The 18,844-nt window shown below is 61.5% G+C and carries 14 protein-coding genes and 1 tRNA gene; 6 read left to right on the forward strand and 9 right to left on the reverse strand.

Features of this window, described 5'->3' with window-relative positions:
* Positions 1 to 78 precede the first annotated feature (78 nt).
* Complete coding sequence (locus AC193Q_RS06405; protein WP_121185523.1) at positions 79 to 918, reverse strand: hypothetical protein; 840 nt, start codon at positions 916 to 918, stop codon at positions 79 to 81.
* A 146-nt stretch (positions 919 to 1,064) separates the two neighbouring features.
* Entirely contained in the window at positions 1,065 to 1,670 is a 606-nt protein-coding gene (locus AC193Q_RS06410) for a TetR/AcrR family transcriptional regulator (RefSeq protein ID WP_121185525.1), read from the reverse strand.
* Between the two features lie 159 nt (positions 1,671 to 1,829).
* Here AC193Q_RS06410 and AC193Q_RS06415 point away from each other — a divergent pair, with 159 nt between their 5' ends.
* Together AC193Q_RS06415 and AC193Q_RS06420 are read left to right on the forward strand one after the other, a co-directional pair.
* Positions 1,830 to 3,212 carry an aspartate aminotransferase family protein gene (locus tag AC193Q_RS06415; RefSeq protein ID WP_121185528.1) on the forward strand — a complete coding sequence of 461 codons (1,383 nt, stop codon included), beginning with the start codon at positions 1,830 to 1,832 and terminating at the stop codon, positions 3,210 to 3,212.
* A gap of 194 nt (positions 3,213 to 3,406) precedes the next feature.
* Positions 3,407 to 4,699, forward strand: a complete 1,293-nt coding sequence (locus AC193Q_RS06420) for an OprD family porin (RefSeq protein ID WP_483879307.1) — start codon at positions 3,407 to 3,409, stop codon at positions 4,697 to 4,699.
* A 248-nt stretch (positions 4,700 to 4,947) separates the two neighbouring features.
* Here the strand turns inward: AC193Q_RS06420 and AC193Q_RS06425 are convergent.
* From AC193Q_RS06425 to fdnG, 7 genes are all read right to left on the reverse strand, one after another.
* Positions 4,948 to 5,043, reverse strand: a tRNA-Sec gene (locus AC193Q_RS06425).
* 7 nt (positions 5,044 to 5,050) lie between these two features.
* Positions 5,051 to 6,967: a selenocysteine-specific translation elongation factor gene (gene selB, locus AC193Q_RS06430; RefSeq protein WP_483879626.1), complete on the reverse strand. Its 1,917-nt coding sequence runs from the start codon at positions 6,965 to 6,967 to the stop codon at positions 5,051 to 5,053.
* Positions 6,964 to 8,376, reverse strand: a complete 1,413-nt coding sequence (selA, locus tag AC193Q_RS06435) for an L-seryl-tRNA(Sec) selenium transferase (protein WP_483879308.1) — start codon at positions 8,374 to 8,376, stop codon at positions 6,964 to 6,966. The genes selB and selA overlap by 4 nt, the downstream gene beginning before the upstream one ends.
* Before the next feature lie 49 nt (positions 8,377 to 8,425).
* Positions 8,426 to 9,352 carry a formate dehydrogenase accessory protein FdhE gene (fdhE, locus tag AC193Q_RS06440; RefSeq protein WP_483879309.1) on the reverse strand — a complete coding sequence of 309 codons (927 nt, stop codon included), beginning with the start codon at positions 9,350 to 9,352 and terminating at the stop codon, positions 8,426 to 8,428.
* A gap of 3 nt (positions 9,353 to 9,355) precedes the next feature.
* The gene (locus AC193Q_RS06445; protein ID WP_483879310.1) at positions 9,356 to 10,033 is read right to left on the reverse strand and encodes a formate dehydrogenase subunit gamma; all 678 of its coding nucleotides are present in this window, start codon (positions 10,031 to 10,033) and stop codon (positions 9,356 to 9,358) included.
* On the reverse strand, positions 10,030 to 10,965 hold the full coding sequence (gene fdxH / locus AC193Q_RS06450; protein WP_121185540.1) for a formate dehydrogenase subunit beta: 936 nt from the start codon (positions 10,963 to 10,965) through the stop codon (positions 10,030 to 10,032). The genes AC193Q_RS06445 and fdxH overlap by 4 nt, the downstream gene beginning before the upstream one ends.
* Positions 10,966 to 14,031, reverse strand: coding sequence for a formate dehydrogenase-N subunit alpha (gene fdnG, locus AC193Q_RS06455; protein WP_147438966.1), 3,066 nt, complete (start codon positions 14,029 to 14,031; stop codon positions 10,966 to 10,968). It lies immediately after the preceding gene.
* Between the two features lie 320 nt (positions 14,032 to 14,351).
* On the opposite strand from fdnG, the gene AC193Q_RS06460 reads away from it, so the two are divergent.
* The 4 genes from AC193Q_RS06460 to AC193Q_RS06475 all read left to right on the forward strand — a co-directional run bounded on the left by AC193Q_RS06460 (position 14,352) and on the right by AC193Q_RS06475 (position 18,661).
* Complete coding sequence (locus AC193Q_RS06460) at positions 14,352 to 15,506, forward strand: MalY/PatB family protein (RefSeq protein ID WP_483879311.1); 1,155 nt, start codon at positions 14,352 to 14,354, stop codon at positions 15,504 to 15,506.
* Between the two features lie 217 nt (positions 15,507 to 15,723).
* Positions 15,724 to 16,581 (forward strand): glucose 1-dehydrogenase, encoded by an 858-nt coding sequence (locus tag AC193Q_RS06465; protein WP_121185546.1) that lies wholly within the window; start codon positions 15,724 to 15,726, stop codon positions 16,579 to 16,581.
* 88 nt (positions 16,582 to 16,669) lie between these two features.
* Positions 16,670 to 17,281 carry a Yip1 family protein gene (locus AC193Q_RS06470; RefSeq protein ID WP_121185548.1) on the forward strand — a complete coding sequence of 204 codons (612 nt, stop codon included), beginning with the start codon at positions 16,670 to 16,672 and terminating at the stop codon, positions 17,279 to 17,281.
* Positions 17,282 to 17,317: 36 nt separating this feature from the next.
* A complete protein-coding gene (locus AC193Q_RS06475; RefSeq protein ID WP_121185550.1) occupies positions 17,318 to 18,661 on the forward strand; it encodes a cation:proton antiporter domain-containing protein in 1,344 nt (447 codons plus the stop codon).
* Positions 18,662 to 18,844 lie beyond the last annotated feature (183 nt).

Genomic DNA, 18,844 nt, shown 5'->3' on the forward strand with positions numbered 1-18,844 from the left:
ATCGGCTTGCAGGATGAGGGTGATGACGATAAGTCTTGATTGCCGTCGTTCGCCCTCTGGCAGCCTCCCCCCGTTGCTTCACCCATTACCGGTCGGGTTTTCGGTGATATCGAATGTGCAGTCGATCTCGCGGAGTTGTTCCGTGTTTTGTTGGAAGATGCCTTTTACTATCGTGCCTTTTGCCTGAGTTGGCGTGGGCAAGGCGGCAAAGTTTACTTCACCGCTGGTGGCGAGAAAAAATCCTGATAGCGAGTGAAAGTAAAGCGCCCGCACTTGGCTATCGTCGCGTCCGAGTGTGTGTCGCAGCCCATTCACGTCAGTGTCGATCTGGATGGCGATATGCTCGGCGCCAACGGCGGGTCGGGTACGGCCAATGACCTCAAGGTAGGGCTCGGGCAGTCCGATGTCGTCTACACGTCGTATACCCACTTCACTCGCGTCGAAGGTCTGTTTGTCGACCGTTCCCGTGAATGTACCGGTGCCTCCCGGTTTTGCAGTGTCGAAGCCAAAGAGATCGAAATTGCCTTTGCTTATTTCGAATCTCAAGTCGCCAGAGCCGACACGGTAATCGAACGTGCCCCACAAGCGCCTTTGCGTGGTGTCGAAATGCACCTGCAGCGAACCTTCATTCGACGCCAGGGATTCGTTTTCCGGGAAGCGTGAGTAGCGACCCTGTGCCTCAGAGGATGGGGTCAGTGGAAAAGAGTATTCCCGACCATCGCCTGCAAGGTCAGAGGGAAAAGAGAGATCAATGTACCGCTCACGGTTGTTTTCCAGCGGCATTCTGGCCGCAACTTTGTACTTGGCCCCAACGATAGTGACCTTGAGGTCTGTTTCTGCAAGGAAACTCAAAGACGGTTGTTCGTTGATCGTTGCCTCGACCCGTCCCGTCGTGTGACGCAGCAATGTAGGTGTCATGTCGGCACTCCTTGGTTATCCAGCCAGTGGATCGTCCCCGAACAAAGGGCTCCCCAAGCCTAGGGCTCTTTGACTGGCCGCATAACTGTCAGAGTTGACAGGTGCCCATACCGCCCGGCGCGACGGTCCGGATCTGTAACTTCCGCTCAACCCTCCAGCATGCCGTGACACAACAGCGTCAACACCCCGCGCATGTGCAAGGCATGCGCCGGCCGGTCCGGTACTTCCTGGGTCGCCAAACGGATGAACGCCATGTTCGCGTACTGGTTGAACAGCGTCGCCGCCACGTCCAGATCGACCGACGCACGCAGCTTGCCCTGTGTCTGGAAATGCCCGAGCAGCGCTTTGGTTTCTTCGATCACCGCCGCATTCCACGGACTCATCGCCTGAGCCAGCTCGCCGGTCAGCAGAAACGGCGCCAATTCACGCCACAGCGAGGCCGGCATCGCTTGCAGTTGGTAGTCGGTCATCAAGCCTTCGAACTCGCACAGCGCCTCCAGCGGATCACTGTCGTCGTCCAGATTGGCCCGCGCATCACGCATCGCCTGCTCGTCCGGCTGTTTGAGCAAGGCCAGCAAAATTTCCTGTTTGCCGCCGAAATAATTGACCACCGTTGGCGCGGAAACCCCGGCCTGATTGGCGATTTGCTCCAGCGTGGTCGCGCCGAAGCCGTTGCTGATGAACAACTCCAGCGCTGCCTGCGCGATGATTTCCCTGCGCTGTTCCTTTTGCCGTTCTCTGAGCCCGCTCATGGTGCTGGTGTCCTGTCTTGCTGATGGCCGTCAGCCTACGGATTTCTTTTTTCACCGACAAATATTTTCTTTACAAAAATATTTTTAAGTGACAAATATTAGCCGTGCACCGCTGGAATGAACGCGCACTCACTTGCCCCGTTTCTCTGGAGAACCGCCATGTCCGCCGTATTCGATCCGACCCGCAGTACCCGCGATTACCAGGCCGCCGACGCCGCCCACCACATTCACGCCTTCGTCGACCAGAAGGCGCTCAACGAGGAAGGCCCGCGGGTGATGGTCAGCGGGGATCGCCTGGCGCTGTGGGACAACGACGGCAAGCGCTACCTGGACGGCATGTCCGGGCTGTGGTGCACCAACCTCGGTTACGGGCGCAAGGATCTGGCCGTCGCGGCCACCGCGCAGCTGCAACAACTGCCCTACTACAACATGTTCTTCCACACCACTCACCCGCAGGTGATCGAGCTCTCCGAACTGCTGTTCAGCCTGCTGCCCAGGCACTACAGCCACGCGATCTACACCAACTCCGGCTCCGAAGCCAACGAAGTGCTGATCCGCACCGTGCGCAAGTTCTGGCAGGTGATGGGCCAGCCCGAGAAGAAAATCATGATTGGCCGCTGGAACGGCTACCACGGCTCGACGCTGGCCGCGACGGCGCTGGGCGGCATGAAATTCATGCACGAAATGGGCGGCAGCATCCCCGATGTCGCGCACATCGATGAGCCGTACTGGTTCGCCCATGAAGGCAACCTCAGCCCCGAAGAGTTCGGCCTGCAGGCAGCGCGGCAACTGGAAGACAAGATTCTTGAATTGGGCGCCGACAAGGTCGCCGCGTTCGTCGCCGAACCGTTCCAGGGTGCTGGCGGCATGATCATCCCGCCCGCCACCTACTGGCCGGAAATCCAGCGCATCTGCCGTAAGTACGACGTGTTGCTGTGCGCCGACGAAGTGATTGGCGGGTTTGGCCGCACCGGCGAATGGTTTGCGCACCAGGCCTTCGGTTTTGAACCGGACACACTGTCGATCGCCAAAGGCCTGACCTCCGGCTACATCCCCATGGGCGGCCTGATCCTGTCGCGACGCATGGCCGAAGCGCTGGTGGAAAAAGGCGGCGTGTTCGCCCACGGCCTGACCTACTCCGGGCACCCGGTGGCGGCGGCGGTGGCGATTGCCAACCTCAAGGCCCTGCGCGATGAAGGCGTGGTCACGCAGGTAAAAAACGACACCGGCCCGTACCTGCAGAACTGCCTGCGTGAGGTGTTCGGCAACCACCCGCTGGTGGGCGAGGTTCAGGGCGTCGGGCTGGTGGCGGCATTGCAGTTCGCCGAAGACAAAGCCACCCGCAAGCGCTTTGCCAACGAGAACGACATCGCCTGGCGCTGCCGCACCATTGGTTTTGAAGAAGGCCTGATCATTCGTTCGACGCTGGGCCGAATGATCATGGCCCCCGCATTGATTGCCACGCGGGCGGAGCTGGATGAGCTGGTCGACAAAACGCGCATCGCCGTGGATCGCACAGCTCGCGAATACAGCCGCCTGTAACCCATACCCCCTGTGGGAGCTAGCCTGCTAGCGAAAGCGGAGTGTCATTCAACATCAATGTCGACTGGCAGGCCGCCTTCGCTAGCAGGCTAGCTCCCACAAGGGCACTCGGTTGAACTCAGCACATCGGCTCAATCCGGCCCGGTTGATCGGGCCCATCATCGGAGACTTTCCCTGATTGTCGGTCTCTCTCGATGGCTCCCTCGACACCACGCCTTGCACTGTTGGCCCTGCTTTGCGCAGCGACCGACACTGTTTTCGCCAGCGACTTCTTCAACGACGCCAAAACCGAAGTGCTCAGCCGCAACTTCTTCCTGAGCAACGACTACCGCTCGCCCTCGCCCGCCGGCAAAAACTATAAGCAGGAGTGGGCCCAGGGTTTTATTGGCACGTTCACCTCTGGCTACACACCGGGCAGCGTCGGTTTTGGCATCGATGCCCACGCCTTTCTCGGCCTGAAACTCGACGGCGGCAAAGGTCATTCCGGCACGGGGCTGTTGCCGGTCGACAGCAGCGGTCGCAGTGAACCGAACTACTCCAGCGCTGGCGGCGCGTTCAAAATCAAGGTTTCGCGAACGACCCTCGCGTTCGGCGAGATGACCGTGGAAACCCCGGTGTTCGACACCTCGGACAAACGCCTGCAACCGGAATACGCCACAGGTTTACTGTTGAACAGCCGTGAAATCGATAACGTAAACCTCACGGCTGGACACTTCACCGCGTTCAAGAATCAGGACAGTTCTTCAAGCCACGGCGACTTTTCCGGCTACGGCGCCACCACCGAGGCCGGCGGAGTCAGTTTTCTCGGCGCGGATCTGTTCGGCGACAGTCCCATCGGCGGTTCGCTGTACGCTTCGGAACTGACGGACACCTGGCATCAGTACTACGCCAATCTGCACTACAAACAGTCCGGCCTGCTGCTCGACGCGAACCTCTACCACACCCGTGATACCGGTCGCGCGTTGGCCGGGGCGATCGACAACACCGCGTTCAGCCTGTCCGGCAAGTACAACTTCGGCCCGCACGCGGTCATGCTCGGCTGGCAACGCATCAATGGCGACACGCCGTTCGATTTCGTGGGCGGCGACTCGATCTACCTCGCCAACTCGATCAAATACGCCGACTTCAACGGCGCCGGCGAACGTTCCTGGCAAGCACGCTACGACCTCGACCTCGGCGCCTTCGGCATCCCCGGCCTGACCTTCATGACCCGATATGTTCGCGGCAGCCACATCGACGGTACCCACGCGCCCAAGGGCGGCGCGTACAACCCGTTCGATGCCGATACCGGCGACTATCAACCGCAGCAAGGCGCTGGCGGCAAGCATTGGGAACGGGATGTCGACCTGAAATACATCGTGCAATCGGGAGCGGCGAAGGATTTGTCGGTGCAGCTGTCGCATGTCTCGCACCGAGCGAATGAGGCACAGGCCGGCGATGATATCGACCGGATTTATGTGGTGATTCAGTATCCGTTGGGGCTTTGATGGCGAGTGGTTAAAACCAGACTCAGAGCCGACGTCGCCCTACGAATCCATCGACTGGAAAAACTACACGAAGCCACCGACAACGAAACCCTGCTGTACACGCCAGTCTGAAAACCCCAATCCCCTGTGGGAGCGAGCCTGCTCGCGAAAGCGCCCGGTCAGCCGACATTGATGTAAATGACACACCGCTATCGCCAGCAGGCTGGCTCCCACAGGGGACAGGAAGCGCTTTTTGGAATCGGGATAATTGGCGGAAGGCAGCCGGAGTCGAACCTGCCCGGGAACGGATGCCGTCCCCAACCGGGTTTGAAGCCCGGCCGCGCCACCGGGCGCGATTGCCTTCCTTTGAACTCAGGGTGCGTCGGCACTGGCCAGCGCATTATCGTGGCGAATCACGCGGGATTCGCCAATGCGTCGGGTCAGGCCGACGCGGTCGAAGTATTCCAGGTACTGAATACAGCGTTTGCGTCCCAAGCCTAGCGCATCACGAAAAGTTGTCACCTGGATCTGTGGATTTTCCTGCTCCAGCTGCAACAGGACATCGGCCATGCGCCGCAGTTGCCCGGCAGGCAGAAACAGGTCGCGCACCACTTGGTGCATCAGCCCCAGGCGCGCCAGTTTGCGCAGCAGCAGGCGCACCGCCGCGTCGTCTTCACCGAGCATTTTCGCAGCATCGCGCACCCACGGCGGATCGTAGCCGGCCTCTTCGAACAGCGGCTGCATGCGTTGCCACAGGGTTTCGTCTTCGGCATTCAAGCGCACCTGATGATCCGGCAGATGCAGCCATGGCCCGCTGGCGTTGATCGATCCGGCGCTGCGCAGCTCTTCCAGCAGACTGGCAAAGGTCGAGCGCTCCAGCGCCAGACCACTGAAGCGTCGCAGGCGATCGCGATCCGGTCCCATCTGGTCCGGTTCCAGCTCATGCAGTCTGGCCAACTGTTGCAACAGAATGAACTTCAACTGCCCCCAGCGCTGCACGTTGAACAGCACCGGGCCTTGGCGGGTATCGATCAGGCGCACATTGGCCGGTAGCGTCCAGTCATCACGCTGGCGATTGAACTGGCGCTCCAGCCGTTGCGGATCGAGGCCGCCCGCGCTGTGGTCGAGCAGCAGTGGCAGCGCCTGCTCAAGACTGTCGCTGTCGGACAGCGCTTGCAACTGCGCCAGCCGTTCCGGGCTGCGGCGCTGCCGGGCCGGGGCGAACGGATCGAGCACCTGACCGCCACCGAGGGTGCGTTGCGCGCTCTGGTCACGCAGAATAAGGCGGTCGCCCTTCACCGCGTGCACCGGCGCGTTGATCAGCAGTTGCGCGAACATGCGTTCGCCGGGACGCAAACGCGGGCCTTCGAGCAACGCCACGCGGGCGATAACGTCCTGAGTACCGAGGTGCACGTGCACCGGATGAAAGTGTTCGAACGTGCGCTCGCCGGGCAGCAGTTGAAACTCAATGTCGACCCGTTGCGTCGGTGCGTGCAGCCATTCGGCCAGCAGCCATTGGCCGCGATGAATCTGCTCCAGGGTCAACCGGTCACCACTGATATTCAGCGCCACCCGTTGCCCGGCAAAGGCCTGTTCGGCGGTTTGACTCTGCGCGTGCAACCCGCGCACCCGCACCGCTTTACCGGATGGCCCGAGGGCGAGCTTATCGCCGACGCAAACGGCGCCCGACAACGCGGTGCCAGTCACCACAATCCCGGCGCCCGCCACGCTGAAGGCACGATCAATAGCCAAGCGAAAACCACCTTCGCGACTGCGCTCATGGACTTCGCTTTGAATTTGCAGCAAGTTCTGGCGCAGTTCATCGACACCCTGCCCGGTCACGCTCGACACCGTCAGCATCGGTGCCTCGGCAAACGGCCCGGTTTCCAGCAGGTCGAGTACCTGGCGTTCAACCTCTTCCACCCTGCCCGGTTCGACCCGGTCGCATTTGGTGATCGCCACCAGTGCCCGGGGAATGCCCAGCAACTGCACAATCGCCAGATGCTCACGGGTTTGCGGCATCACCCCGTCGTCCGCCGCCACCACCAGCAACACCAGATCGATGCCCTGCGCCCCGGCGAGCATGTTGTGGGTGAATTTCTCGTGGCCCGGTACATCGATGAACCCGGTCAGCCCGGCACCGGGTTTCAGCTCCGCGTAGAGATAACCGAGGTCGATGGTCATCCCGCGCTCGCGCTCCTGCGGGCGGCGGTCGCCGGTTTGCCCGGTCAGGGCTTGCAGCAAGGAAGTCTTGCCGTGGTCGATGTGCCCGGCGGTGCCGACGATCACGACTCGACCTGCAACTGCGGCAATTGCGCCAGCCACGCCGGTTCATCGTCGAGTTGGCGTAGATCGAGCCACAGCGCATCGTCGTCAATCCGCCCGAGCACCGGGATCGGTAACCCGCGCAGCGCCGCTTCCAGAGTCAGCAGACAACGCCCGCGCAAGCGTTTCGACACTTGCGGACGCAGGCACAGCGCGGCACTCGGCAGGCGCGCCACCGGTTGGCTGCCGCTGCCGATCATGCCCAAGGCCTGCACGGCGCTGACCTGCCAGGGTTCACCCAAGACGCCAGCCATCGCCGGTTGCAGACGGCAAGCCTGGGCGAGGATCTCGGCTTGCGGGCGAGTCAACAGTCGCAAACCCGGTAGCCGTTCCGCGAGGCGATCCGGGTCGCGATACAGGCCAAGCACCGCTTCCAGTGCGGCCAGGGTCAACTTGTCGACCCGCAAGGCGCGCTTCAACGGATTCTTTTTGATCTTCGCGATCAAGTCTTTGCGCCCGACAATCAACCCGGCCTGCGGTCCGCCAAGCAATTTGTCGCCGCTGAAGGTGACGATGTCCGCGCCATCAAGCAGCGCCTGCCTTACCGTCGGTTCCGCTGGCAGGCCCCAGCGGGTCAGGTCGAGCAGACTGCCGCTGCCCAGATCCTCCAGCAGCGGCAAACCATGCCGATGGGCCAGTTCGGCCAGTTCGGCGGTGGGCACCCGGGCGGTAAAGCCTTCAATGCTGTAGTTGCTCGCGTGCACACGCATGATCAAGCCGCTGCGCGGGCTGATCGCCGCTTCATAGTCGCGGGCGTGGGTGCGGTTGGTGGTGCCGACTTCGTGCAGGCGTACCCCGGCACGGGCCATGATGTCGGGGATGCGAAACGCGCCGCCGATCTCGATCAGTTCGCCGCGCGAGATAATGCCTTCCTTACGCGCGCCGAGACTATTGAGCGTCAGCAACACCGCAGCGGCATTGTTGTTGACCACGGTGACGGCTTCGGCGCCGGTCAGCTCGCGGATCAGGCCTTCGATCAGGTCGTCGCGATCACCGCGCTTGCCGGTCGCCAGATCGAATTCCAGATTGAGCGGATAACGTGCGGCCATCTGCACCGCGTCGATGGCTTCCTCGGGCAACAAGGCGCGGCCCAGATTGGTGTGCAGCACCGTGCCGGTCAGGTTGAACACCCGCCGTACGTTGCTGCGCTGCTGCTGGGCCAGACGTTCGCCGACGCGGCCGGCGAGCACGTCGGGGCTGATTTCAATCGCCGACAATTGGCCGTTCAATACGCTGGAACGCAACTCATCGAGCAACTGGCGCAAACCGGCCAGCAACGACTCACGCCCATAACGCTCGGCCAGCGGCAGACAGGCCGGGTGACGTAACAACCCATCAATGGACGGTAAACGCGGGGCCACACTTGCGGACATCAGCCACTCCCGAAAAAACAAGACTGTCCGGCGAGTGTAGACGTTCTGGTCATTCGTCTCCCGGCGCCAGCAACAGATTCGGTGCCAGACGCTGATAGCCGTCCTGCGCCAGACGCATGTCGAGCAGCAGGCTGGTGAGATCCGCCGACAACGCTTCGCCTTCGGCATCGTTCTCCAGATAAACCAGCTTCAGGTAGCTGTTGCAGCCCGGGCACACCTCCGCCCGAATCGGCGCCTGATTGGCGGCGTGGCGATCATCCTCAAGGCTCAGGTAATCCAGCCCCTTGCTCGACTCGCAATACACGCACTTGACCCGCACCACATGCCACTCACAGGCGCACAGCGAACACACCAGATAACGCAGGCCGTTGTGCTTGCCGCGATGGCGGATCACCCCGGCCATCGCCGGTGAGCCGCAACCCGGGCATTGGCTGAGGCTGTCGCCGGGTTTCAGTTGCAGGTTCGGTGCGCTGAGCAACCAGTGGCTCCACGCCGCTTGCAGCCCGGCGCCGAGAAACGGCACCAACTGCGCCGGCACCATCGAGTATTGACCGCTGACCAACGCCACCGCCCACGCACGCAACTGGCCGGCACTGGCGCTGCGCAGTGTAGCGAGCGCGTCGACTACGGCGAGTTGCTCGGGCGCCACGTAACGTTGCAATAAAGCATCCAGATAAGCCTGCCAAGCGTCTTCGCGCACCAGTGTGTCGGCGGCGAACGGCGGTAAACCATGTTGCTGACAGGCTTCGATCCTTTGCTGATCAAACGGTGCTGTCAGCGGCGGATCATCGAACACCTGCTGCTGAGCCCGACACAATCCGGCGATCAGTCGCAGGTAATCAGCCAGCGGATGCCCATGAGCCAATTGCTCCAGACGCTGGGCGCGCAAAGTGAACAGGTTGTGCGGCGGCAGGTGCAGAAACGGCGGCGAACTGGCCGCCGCTTCGATTTCCCCGGGTTCAAGAATGGTTGGCAAAAGTCAGCCCTTTTTGGTCATCGGTCGCTCCGGCACGTCCGGATTGCGTTCATTACGGGTGATGTCGCGATACCAGAGTTCGTGGTGTTTCCTGGCCCAGGCGCGGCTGACCCAGCCATGCAGCATCGCGTCCACCGAACCCTTGATCCACAGGCCGGCGTAGATGTGCACGATGATGCTCAGGATCAGCACAAACCCGGCCAGCGCATGCAGGAGCATGGCCCAGCGAATCGCGGTGATGCCGAAATACGCGCTGAAATACGCGCTGAAATACGCGCGCCAGATCACCAGCCCGGTGAACAGCAAGCCGAGCATGCACAGCAGTAAAGTCCAGAACAGCAGCTTCTGCCCGGCGTTGTATTTGCCCACCGGCGGCACGCTTTCTTCATCGTTGACCAGCACCCGGTCGATGCGGCGCAGCCACTTCCCGTCGTTGTCGATGAAGAAGTTCGCGCGCCAGAAACGGAACACCAGGCCGAGGAACAACACGAACATCAGCACGCCCATGAACGGGTGCAGAATCCGCGTCCACGGTCCGCCGCCGAACAGGTGGGTCAGCCAGAACATCGACGGATGAAACAATGCCAGCCCCGACAGCCCGGCCATAAAGAACAGAATCGCTACCAGCCAGTGATTGGTGCGCTGGTTGGCGGTGTAGCGCAGGATCGTCTTGTTGCTCATGGCCGGTCCTCCCCGCGTGGGTCGAAGGTGTGCACCGCCGGATCGACAACGTGCACCGAGGTATCAGGTGGCGTCGGATGTTCATCCTCCTCGACGCGATTCGGCCCGATACGCACGTAGTGGAAGAACCCGGCCAGCACCGCCGCACCCATTGCCAGCAAGCCCAGCGGTTTGCTGATGCCTTTCCACAAGCCCACCAGCGGACTGATGGCCGGTGCATCCGGCAACCCGGCGTAGATCTTCGGCGTGTCGGCGTGGTGCAGCACGTACATCACGTGAGTGCCGCCGACGCCTTCCGGGTCATACAGCCCGGCGTTGTCGAAGCCACGGCTTTTCAGATCGACGATGCGTTCGGCAGCGTGCGCCTTCATGTCTTCCTTGGTGCCGAAGACGATGGCGCCGGTCGGGCAGGTTTTCACGCAGGCTGGCTCCAGCCCTACCGCCACCCGATCCGAACACAAGGTGCATTTGTAGGCCTTGTGATCCTTCTGCGAGATGCGCGGAATGTTGAACGGGCAACCGGTGATGCAATAACCGCAACCGATGCAATGATCCTGATCGAAATCGACGATGCCGTTGGCGTGCTTGATGATCGCCCCGGGACTTGGACAGGCCGCCAGGCAACCCGGCTCGGCGCAATGCATGCAGCCGTCCTTGCGGATCAGCCACTCCAGGTTACCGGCGTCGGTCTCGTGTTCGGTGAAACGCATCAAGGTCCAGGTTTCTGCGCTCAGGTCCTGCGGGTTGTCGTAGGTGCCGTGGTTGTGGCCGACCTCGTCGCGCAGCTCGTTCCATTCCGAGCAGGCGACCTGGCAGGCCTTGCAACCGATGCATTTGGTGGTGTCGATCAGCTTGGCGACTTCCTGCTGATTCCTCACCGAGGGCGGCACCGTGGTGGTGGCCGAGCGGGCAATGATGTCTTGGCTGGCCATTTACAGTTTCTCCACGTTGACCAGGAATGACTTGGATTCCGGGGTCTGTGTGTTGCCATCGCCGAGGAACGGCACCAGGGTGTTGGTCAGGTAACCGTGACGCGTCTGGCCGGTGAATCCCCAGTGCAGCGGGATGCCGATCTGATGCACCACCTGGCCGTTGACCTGCAGCGGCCGGATGCGTTTGGTCACCACTGCCACTGCCTCGATGAACCCGCGCTTGCAACTGACCCGCACTCGATCTCCGGCGGCGATGCCCTTCTCCTTCGCCAGCACTTCGCCAATTTCGACGAACTGCTCGGGCTGGGCAATCGCATTCAACTTGCAATGCTTGCTCCAGAAGTGGAAGTGCTCGGTCAGTCGGTAACTGGTGCCGGCGTACGGGAAGTCCTTGGCTTCGCCGAGGCTTTCCCAGACCGAGTCGAAGATCCGCGCCGCCGGGTTGCTGGTGGCTTTCTTGTTCTGCGGGTGCAGCGGGTTGATGCCGATGGGCGTTTCGAACGGCTCGTAGTGCTCGGGGAATGGCCCCTCGTTCATCTTGTCGACGGCGAAGAACCGCGCCACGCCTTCGGGGTTCATGATGAACGGGTTCATCCCGGCTTCCGGCGGTACATCGGCCTTGTAGTCCGGCACATCGGTGCCGCCCCAGGCCTTGCCGTTCCACCACACCAGACGTTTTTTCGGATCCCATGGTTTGCCCGCGACGTCTGCCGAAGCGCGGTTGTAGAGAATCCGCCGGTTGGCCGGCCACGCCCAGGCCCAGCCCAGATGCTGGTGCATGCCATACGGGTCGGCGTTGTCACGCCGGGCCATCTGGTTGCCGGCCTCGGTCCAGCTGCCGGCGAAAATCCAGCAACCGGACGCGGTGCTGCCGTCGTCCTTGAGCTGAGCGAATGCCGCCAGTTGCGAACCGGCCTTGACCGTCGCGCCACTGGCATCGGTGAAGTCGGCCATGGCGCTGCCGTTGATTTCCTTCGCCAGTTCTTCCGGCGAGGGTTCGTCGGGGATCTTGTACGGCCACGACAGTTTCAGCAGCGGGTCGGGGAACTTGCCGCCCTCGGCCTGATAACGCTTGCGCAGGCGCAAGAACAGTTCGCTCATGATGCGGATATCGGTTTGCGCTTCGCCCGGGCCATCAGCGCCCTTCCAGTGCCATTGCAGCCAGCGGCTGCTGTTGACCAGCGAGCCGTCCTCCTCGGCGAAGCAGGTGGTGGGCAGGCGAATCACTTCGGTCTGGATCTCCGCGCTTTTCACGTCGTTGTACGGCCCGACGTTGTGCCAGAACTCCGAGGTCTCGGTGGCCAGCGGGTCCATCACCACCAGCCACTTGAGCTTGGCCAGTGCGCCCATGACCCGGTTCTTGTCCGGCAGCGCGGCGATGGGGTTGAAGCCTTGGCACATGTAGCCGTTGACCTTGCCCTGGCTCATCAGGTCGAACATTTTCAGCACGTCGTAGTTGGGAATGTCGAGTTTCGGCAAATGGTCATAGAGCCAATTGTTCTCGACGGTGGCGTTGGCGCCGTACCACGACTTCATCAGGCTGACGTGGAATTTGCTGTAGTTCTGCCAGTAGGACAGCTGCCCCGGACGCAACGGCATTTGCGTGCGCTTTTTGATGAAGGCGTTGTAGTCCTGCTCGGCATCGCCGCCCAGGGTCAGATAGCCCGGCAGTGCGTTGGACAACAACCCAAGGTCGGTCAGGCCTTGAATGTTCGAGTGGCCGCGCAAGGCATTCACCCCGCCACCGGGCATGCCGACGTTGCCCAGCAGCAATTGCACCATCGCCGCGCTGCGGATGATCTGCGCGCCAATCGAGTGTTGCGTCCAGCCGAGGGCGTAGAGAATGGTCATGGTCTTGCCCGGGATCGAGCAAGTGGCGATTTCTTCCCAGATCTTTTTCATCGCCTCGACCGGCATCCCACAGATCTGGCTCGCCAGATCAATGTTGTAGCGGCTGTAATGCTGCTTCATCAATTGATAGACACAGCGCGGGTCCTGCAGGGTCGGGTCGACCTTGACGAAGCCGTCCTCGCCCAGCTCGTAACCCCAGCCGGATTTGTCGGTGTAGCTGCGCTTGGCCGCGTCATAGCCGCTGAAGAGGCCGTCTTCGAAGCTGAACCCGGCTTTGACGATGAACGAAACGTCGGTGTAGTTGCGCACGTACTCGTGCTGAATCTTGTCCTCGGTCAGCAAGTAATTGATCAACCCGCCCATGAAGGCGATGTCGGTACCGGTGCGGATTGGCGCGTAATAGTCGGCCACCGAAGCGGTCCGGGTAAAACGCGGGTCGACCACGATCAGCCGGGCAGCGTTGTGCGCTTTGGCCTCGGTCACCCATTTGAAGCCGCACGGATGCGCTTCTGCTGCGTTGCCACCCATCACCAGGATCAGATTCGCGTTGGCGATATCGGTCCAGGTATTGGTCATGGCACCACGGCCGTACGTCGGGGCAAGACTTGCCACCGTCGGGCCGTGTCAGACACGCGCCTGGTTATCGAACCCCAGCATGCCGAGACTGCGAATCACCTTCTGGGTGATGTAGCCCGCTTCGTTGGACGCTGCCGACGCCGCGAGGAACCCGGTGGAGACCCAGCGGTTCACCGTTTGCCCGTTGGCATTTTTCTCGATGAAGTTGGCGTCGCGGTCGGCCTTCATCAGATCGGCGATACGATCCAGCGCTTCATCCCAACTGATCCGCGTCCATTCGCTGCTGCCGGGCTTGCGCACCTGCGGGTATTGCAAGCGGCCGGGGCTGTGAATGAAGTCCAGCAGGCCCGCGCCTTTTGGACACAGGGTGCCGCGGTTGACCGGGTGGTCGGCGTCGCCCTCGATATGGATGATATTTTGCGCGACGTTCTTCGCGGCATCGCCCTGGCTGTACATGATCAACCCGCAACCGACCGAGCAATACGGGCAGGTGTTGCGGGTTTCATGAGTGTGGGCAAGCTTGAAGTGACGCACCTGCTCGGCGAAGGCCTGCGTCGGGGCCATGCCCAACGCGCCCAGGCTAGAGCCTGCAAGGCCGATACCGGCGACCTTGAAGAATTGACGACGGCTGAGATCCATCGTGCACTCCTGATCAGGTGGAACCCGGTACTTGAGCCGGGCTTTTTCTGGACAAACACGGTTACGGCAGAATGGCTGCCGGCTATTTCACTGTAGACAATGACCACATGCTCTGTGTGAAAACCGACCGTCGGCCGTTTGTCGGTCTATTGGCCAATGAACGCAAAACCCTGTGGAAGCTGGCTTGCCAGCGAAAGCGGTGGATCAGTCAACACTAATAGCGACAGTGACGACGCCATCGCTGGCAAGCCAGCTCCCACAGGGGTCGCGTTGGGCTTAGAATGGCGCCCAGAACCAACCCCGCCTTCACGAGACCGCGCATGACTTTCGATTTTGATCAGGTATTCGACCGCCACAATACCGGCAGCACCAAATGGAGCCGCTACCCGGCCGATGTCTTGCCGATGTGGGTCGCGGATATGGATTTCGCCGCGCCGCCGGTGATCATCGAGGCATTGCAACAACGCCTGTTGCACCCGCTGGTGGGCTACAGCGTGGCGCAGGACAATCTGCGTGAAGCCATCGTCGCCGACCTGTGGAACAAGTTCGCCTGGCAGGTCAGACCGCAGGAGCTGATCTTTCTGCCGGGCGTTGAATCCGGTTTCAACATGGCTTTGAAAGCCCTCGTGCAGCCGCAGCAGAACGTCGTGGTGCAAGTGCCGAACTATCCGCCGTTGCGTCACGCGCCGGGGCATTGGGGGCTGAATAAGGTCGAGCTGGAGTTCGTCGCCCAGGCCGAGGGTACTTACGCCACCCCGCTGGATGCGTTGAGTCAGTCCCTGGCCAATGGCGGTGCGCTGCTCCTGAGCAACCCGCACAACCCGATTGGCAAGGTGTTCAGCGCCCAAGAGCTGACGGATATTGCCGACATCTGCCTGGCGCATGACGCCTGGATCATCTCCGACGAGATCCACGCCGAGCTGTGCTTCGACGGCCGCGTGCACGTTCCGACCGCCTCCCTGAGCCCGGAAATCGCCAAGCGCACCATCACCCTGATGTCGGCCAGCAAGGCCTACAACATTGCCGGCCTCAAGACCTCGTTCATGATCATCCAGGACGCCGCCCTGCGCGAGCGCGTCAACCACGCCCGTTGCGGCATGGTCGACAGCGTCAACCCGCTGGGCATGGAAGCCACCCGCGTCGCCTACAGCGAAGGTGCGCCGTGGCTGGCCGAACTGAAAACCTATCTGCAGGCCAATCGTGACTGGCTGGTGGATGCGGTGCGCAGCCGCTTGCCGGGCGTGACGATCAATGTGCCGCAAGGGACCTATCTGGCGTGGCTCGATTGCTCGGCGCTGGACCTGGACAATCCGCAGCAGTTCTTCCTCGAACAGGCCAAAGTCGGCCTCAGCGCCGGACTGGATTTCGGTGATCAGCACCAACAGTTCGTGCGCCTGAACTTCGGCTGCCCGCGGTCGCTTCTCGAAGAAGGCATTAGCCGCATGGAGCATGCCCTGACCCAGCGCAATACCTGAATCCACAGTAGATCCCCCTGTGGGAGCGAGCTTGCTCGCGAATGCGGTGGTTCAGTCAACATTGATGTCGGCTGACACTCTGCCTTCGCGAGCAAGCTCGCTCTCACAGGGTTTTGCATTGTCATCGCCAAAAAATCCAGCGCAAATCCGATCGAACTCACGGCAAACCGTCCGGGTCAACCGCCCATACCCGCCCTGAGAACCTCGGAGATTTGTGATGACCGATTACCCAAAACCACCCTTCCCCAAACAAGCTCAAGCCGTGCCGGGCTCGCAAAGCAACATGCAGCCCTACCCCGATTGTGGCGAGCAGACCTACGTCGGTTCCGGGCGGCTCGCCGGCAAGATTGCGCTGATCACCGGCGCCGACAGCGGCATCGGCCGTGCGGTGGCGATTGCCTTCGCCCGTGAAGGCGCCGATGTCGTCGTGGCCTATCTGAATGAACATGACGACGCCAAAGAGACCGCGCGCTGGGTCGAACAGGCGGGCCGTCAGTGCCTGCTGTTGTCCGGCGACCTCGCGCACAAGGCCCATTGCCAGGCACTGGTGGACAAGACCGTTGAGCGCTTCGGGCGCATCGACATTCTGGTCAACAACGCCGCGTTCCAGATGACCCACGAAACCTTCGAAGAAATCCCCGATGACGAATGGGTGATGACCTTCGACGTCAACATCACCGCGATTTTCCGCCTGTGCCAGGCGGCGATCAAACACATGCGCCCCGGCGCTTCAATCATCAACACCAGCTCGATCAACTCGGACATGCCCAAACCCACACTGCTGGCCTACGCCACCACCAAGGGTGCGATTGCCAACTTCACCGGCGGTCTGGCGCAGATACTCGGGCCGAAACAAATCCGCGTGAACTGCGTGGCCCCCGGACCAATCTGGACGCCGCTGATCGTCTCGACCATGCCCGATGAAGAAGTGCAGAACTTCGGTGGCAACACCCCGCTCGGTCGCCCCGGACAACCGGTGGAAGTGGCGCCGATCTATGTGCTGCTGGCCTCCGACGAAGCCAGTTACATCACCGGGCAGCGCTATGGCGTCACCGGCGGCAAGCCGATGCTCTGAGCGGCGCAAGAAAAAACTGAACCTGGCGGCATGACGTCCCTCCATACCTGTAACAGCCCCAACCGGTCCGCAGGATCAGGAGGTCGTCATGTCCGCCCCTCTTATCAAACTCTTCACCCAGCCCAACTTCGCTTGGACCGACATCCGCCGCGAGGAAGAGGCCCATCCCCGTCACTATCTGGCGCATCTGCTGCTATTGGCGCTGATTCCCGCCGTGTGTCTGTTCCTCGGCACCAGCTATGTCGGCTGGAGTCTGGCGGCTGGCGAGACAGTACGCTTGAGCACCGCCAGTGCACTGCAACTGAGCATTCTGCTGTATGTGGCGATTGTCGCCGGGGTCGCCGTCATCGGCGGGTTCATCCGCTGGATGTCGCGTACGTTCGACGCGCGCCCCACGCTTAACCAGTGCATCGGCTTTGCCGCCTATACCGTGACACCGTTCTTCGTCGCTGGGATCGCCGGCCTCTATCCGAGTCGCTGGCTGGCGATTCTGGTACTGGGGGCGGCTTCGGTGTATTCGACGTTCTTGCTGTTCGTTGGCTTGCCGACGTTTATGCATGAACGCAAGGAACAGGGCCTGCTGTACTCGGCTTGCGTCTGGGGCGTCGGCCTGCTGGTGATGGTGACCATTCTGGTGTCGATGATTCTGCTGTGGTTCAACGTGCTCTCGCCCGAGTACCTGCGAACGACCGTTGGTTAACCGGGTGCCAACGCTATCGTCATTGGACGAGCAAAGATGAGCTTTGCCATCTGGGTCGCGGTACTGGGTGCCGTGTTGCTGACCTTGGCGCTGACCTCGTCGTACCTGCGCTGGATGCCGGTTACCACTTCGGCCGTGTGCCTGTTGTTGGGGATCGGCATCGGCCCCAGCGGTCTGGACCTGCTGAAACTGTCACTGGAAAACGCCTCGGTGTGGATGGAACACCTCACGGAAGTGGCGGTGCTGTTTTCGCTGTTTGTCTGCGGCCTCAAGCTGCGCCTGCCACTGCGCGACAAGCGTTGGCGAATTGCGTTCGGGCTGGCCGGCCCGGTGATGGTGCTGACCATCGCCGGGGTCAGCGTATTGCTGCATTGGGGCCTGCAACTGTCGTGGGGCCCGTCGCTGCTGATCGGGGCGATGCTGGCGCCGACCGATCCAGTGCTGGCAGCGCTGGTGCAGGTCAACGATGCACGGGATGTCGACAGTGTGCGCTTTGGCCTGTCTGGCGAAGCCGGGCTCAATGACGGCATCGCGTTTCCGTTCGTGATGCTCGGTTTGCTGCTGTTGCAGGCCGACGCGCAACCCGGCGCACTGACCGATTGGCTGCTGCATGATTTGCTTTGGGCGGTGCCGGTCGGACTGCTGAGCGGTTACTGGATGGGTCGCGGCATCGGTCGGTTGACCCTGTCGCTGCGCATCCGTAACGACGACAGCACCCTGAGCCCGAATGATTACCTGGCGTTGTCGCTGATTGCTCTGGCTTACGTCGGCGCAGAGGCGATTGGCGGCTATGGTTTTCTGTCGGTGTTCGCTGCCGGTCTCGGCTTGCGCCAGGAGGAAGTCAAATCCACCGGCGCCAGCCAACCGCCGGCCGAACATCTGGTGCAACCGGTGGTGGGCCATCAGAACATCGAACCGCAGAACGCGGTGCACGGTGACACCGAACAACTGGAAAGCAGTCAGGTCGCCGCCGGCATCATGATGGGCGACATGCTCTCGTTCGGCAGCCTGGTGGAACGGGCCATGGAAGTGTTTCTGGTAACGCTGCTCGGCGTGGTGCTGGTGCCCTATTGGGACTGGCGGGCGTTGGTCATCGGCGCGGTGCTGTTTTTCGTGGTACGTCCGGTCTGCGTCGCGCTGATGCCATGGGGTAACTTGCTCGACGGTGGTCAGCGGCTATTGATCGGCTGGTTCGGCATTCGCGGAATCGGCAGTCTGTTTTATCTGTTTTATGCCTTGAATCACGGTCTGAGTCCTTCGGTCGCGACGTTGTGCACTCATATCACCTTGTCGGTGGTGGCACTGAGCATTTTGCTGCATGGCATCAGCACTCAGCCGTTGCTCGCGCGCTACGAGCAGCGGCAAAAACAAAAAAACTGATTTTTTCTTGCGTAAATGTTTGCCGGATCCATCGAACTTTCTTTTGAAAATAAATGGATACCTCGGCCAAAACCGGCAGTCACAACCATAACCCCTCGCTGGATCCACTCGGCGAGGTCCGGCAGGTTCGGTTCCCCTGCGGCTTGCAGCCTATGAAAAGGAATCCTTGAACAACAAGGTCAC

It is taken from the genome of Pseudomonas sp. F2, from assembly GCF_057174385.1.

Coding starts and splice junctions, on each gene's coding strand:
- AC193Q_RS06405 (WP_121185523.1), bottom strand. CDS start 918: ATGACACCTACATTGCTGCGTCACACGACGGGACGGGTCGAGGCAACG.
- AC193Q_RS06410 (WP_121185525.1), bottom strand. CDS start 1,670: ATGAGCGGGCTCAGAGAACGGCAAAAGGAACAGCGCAGGGAAATCATC.
- AC193Q_RS06415 (WP_121185528.1), top strand. CDS start 1,830: ATGTCCGCCGTATTCGATCCGACCCGCAGTACCCGCGATTACCAGGCC.
- AC193Q_RS06420 (WP_483879307.1), top strand. CDS start 3,407: ATGGCTCCCTCGACACCACGCCTTGCACTGTTGGCCCTGCTTTGCGCA.
- selA (WP_483879308.1), bottom strand. CDS start 8,376: ATGTCCGCAAGTGTGGCCCCGCGTTTACCGTCCATTGATGGGTTGTTA.
- AC193Q_RS06445 (WP_483879310.1), bottom strand. CDS start 10,033: ATGAGCAACAAGACGATCCTGCGCTACACCGCCAACCAGCGCACCAAT.
- fdxH (WP_121185540.1), bottom strand. CDS start 10,965: ATGGCCAGCCAAGACATCATTGCCCGCTCGGCCACCACCACGGTGCCG.
- AC193Q_RS06460 (WP_483879311.1), top strand. CDS start 14,352: ATGACTTTCGATTTTGATCAGGTATTCGACCGCCACAATACCGGCAGC.
- AC193Q_RS06465 (WP_121185546.1), top strand. CDS start 15,724: ATGACCGATTACCCAAAACCACCCTTCCCCAAACAAGCTCAAGCCGTG.
- AC193Q_RS06470 (WP_121185548.1), top strand. CDS start 16,670: ATGTCCGCCCCTCTTATCAAACTCTTCACCCAGCCCAACTTCGCTTGG.
- AC193Q_RS06475 (WP_121185550.1), top strand. CDS start 17,318: ATGAGCTTTGCCATCTGGGTCGCGGTACTGGGTGCCGTGTTGCTGACC.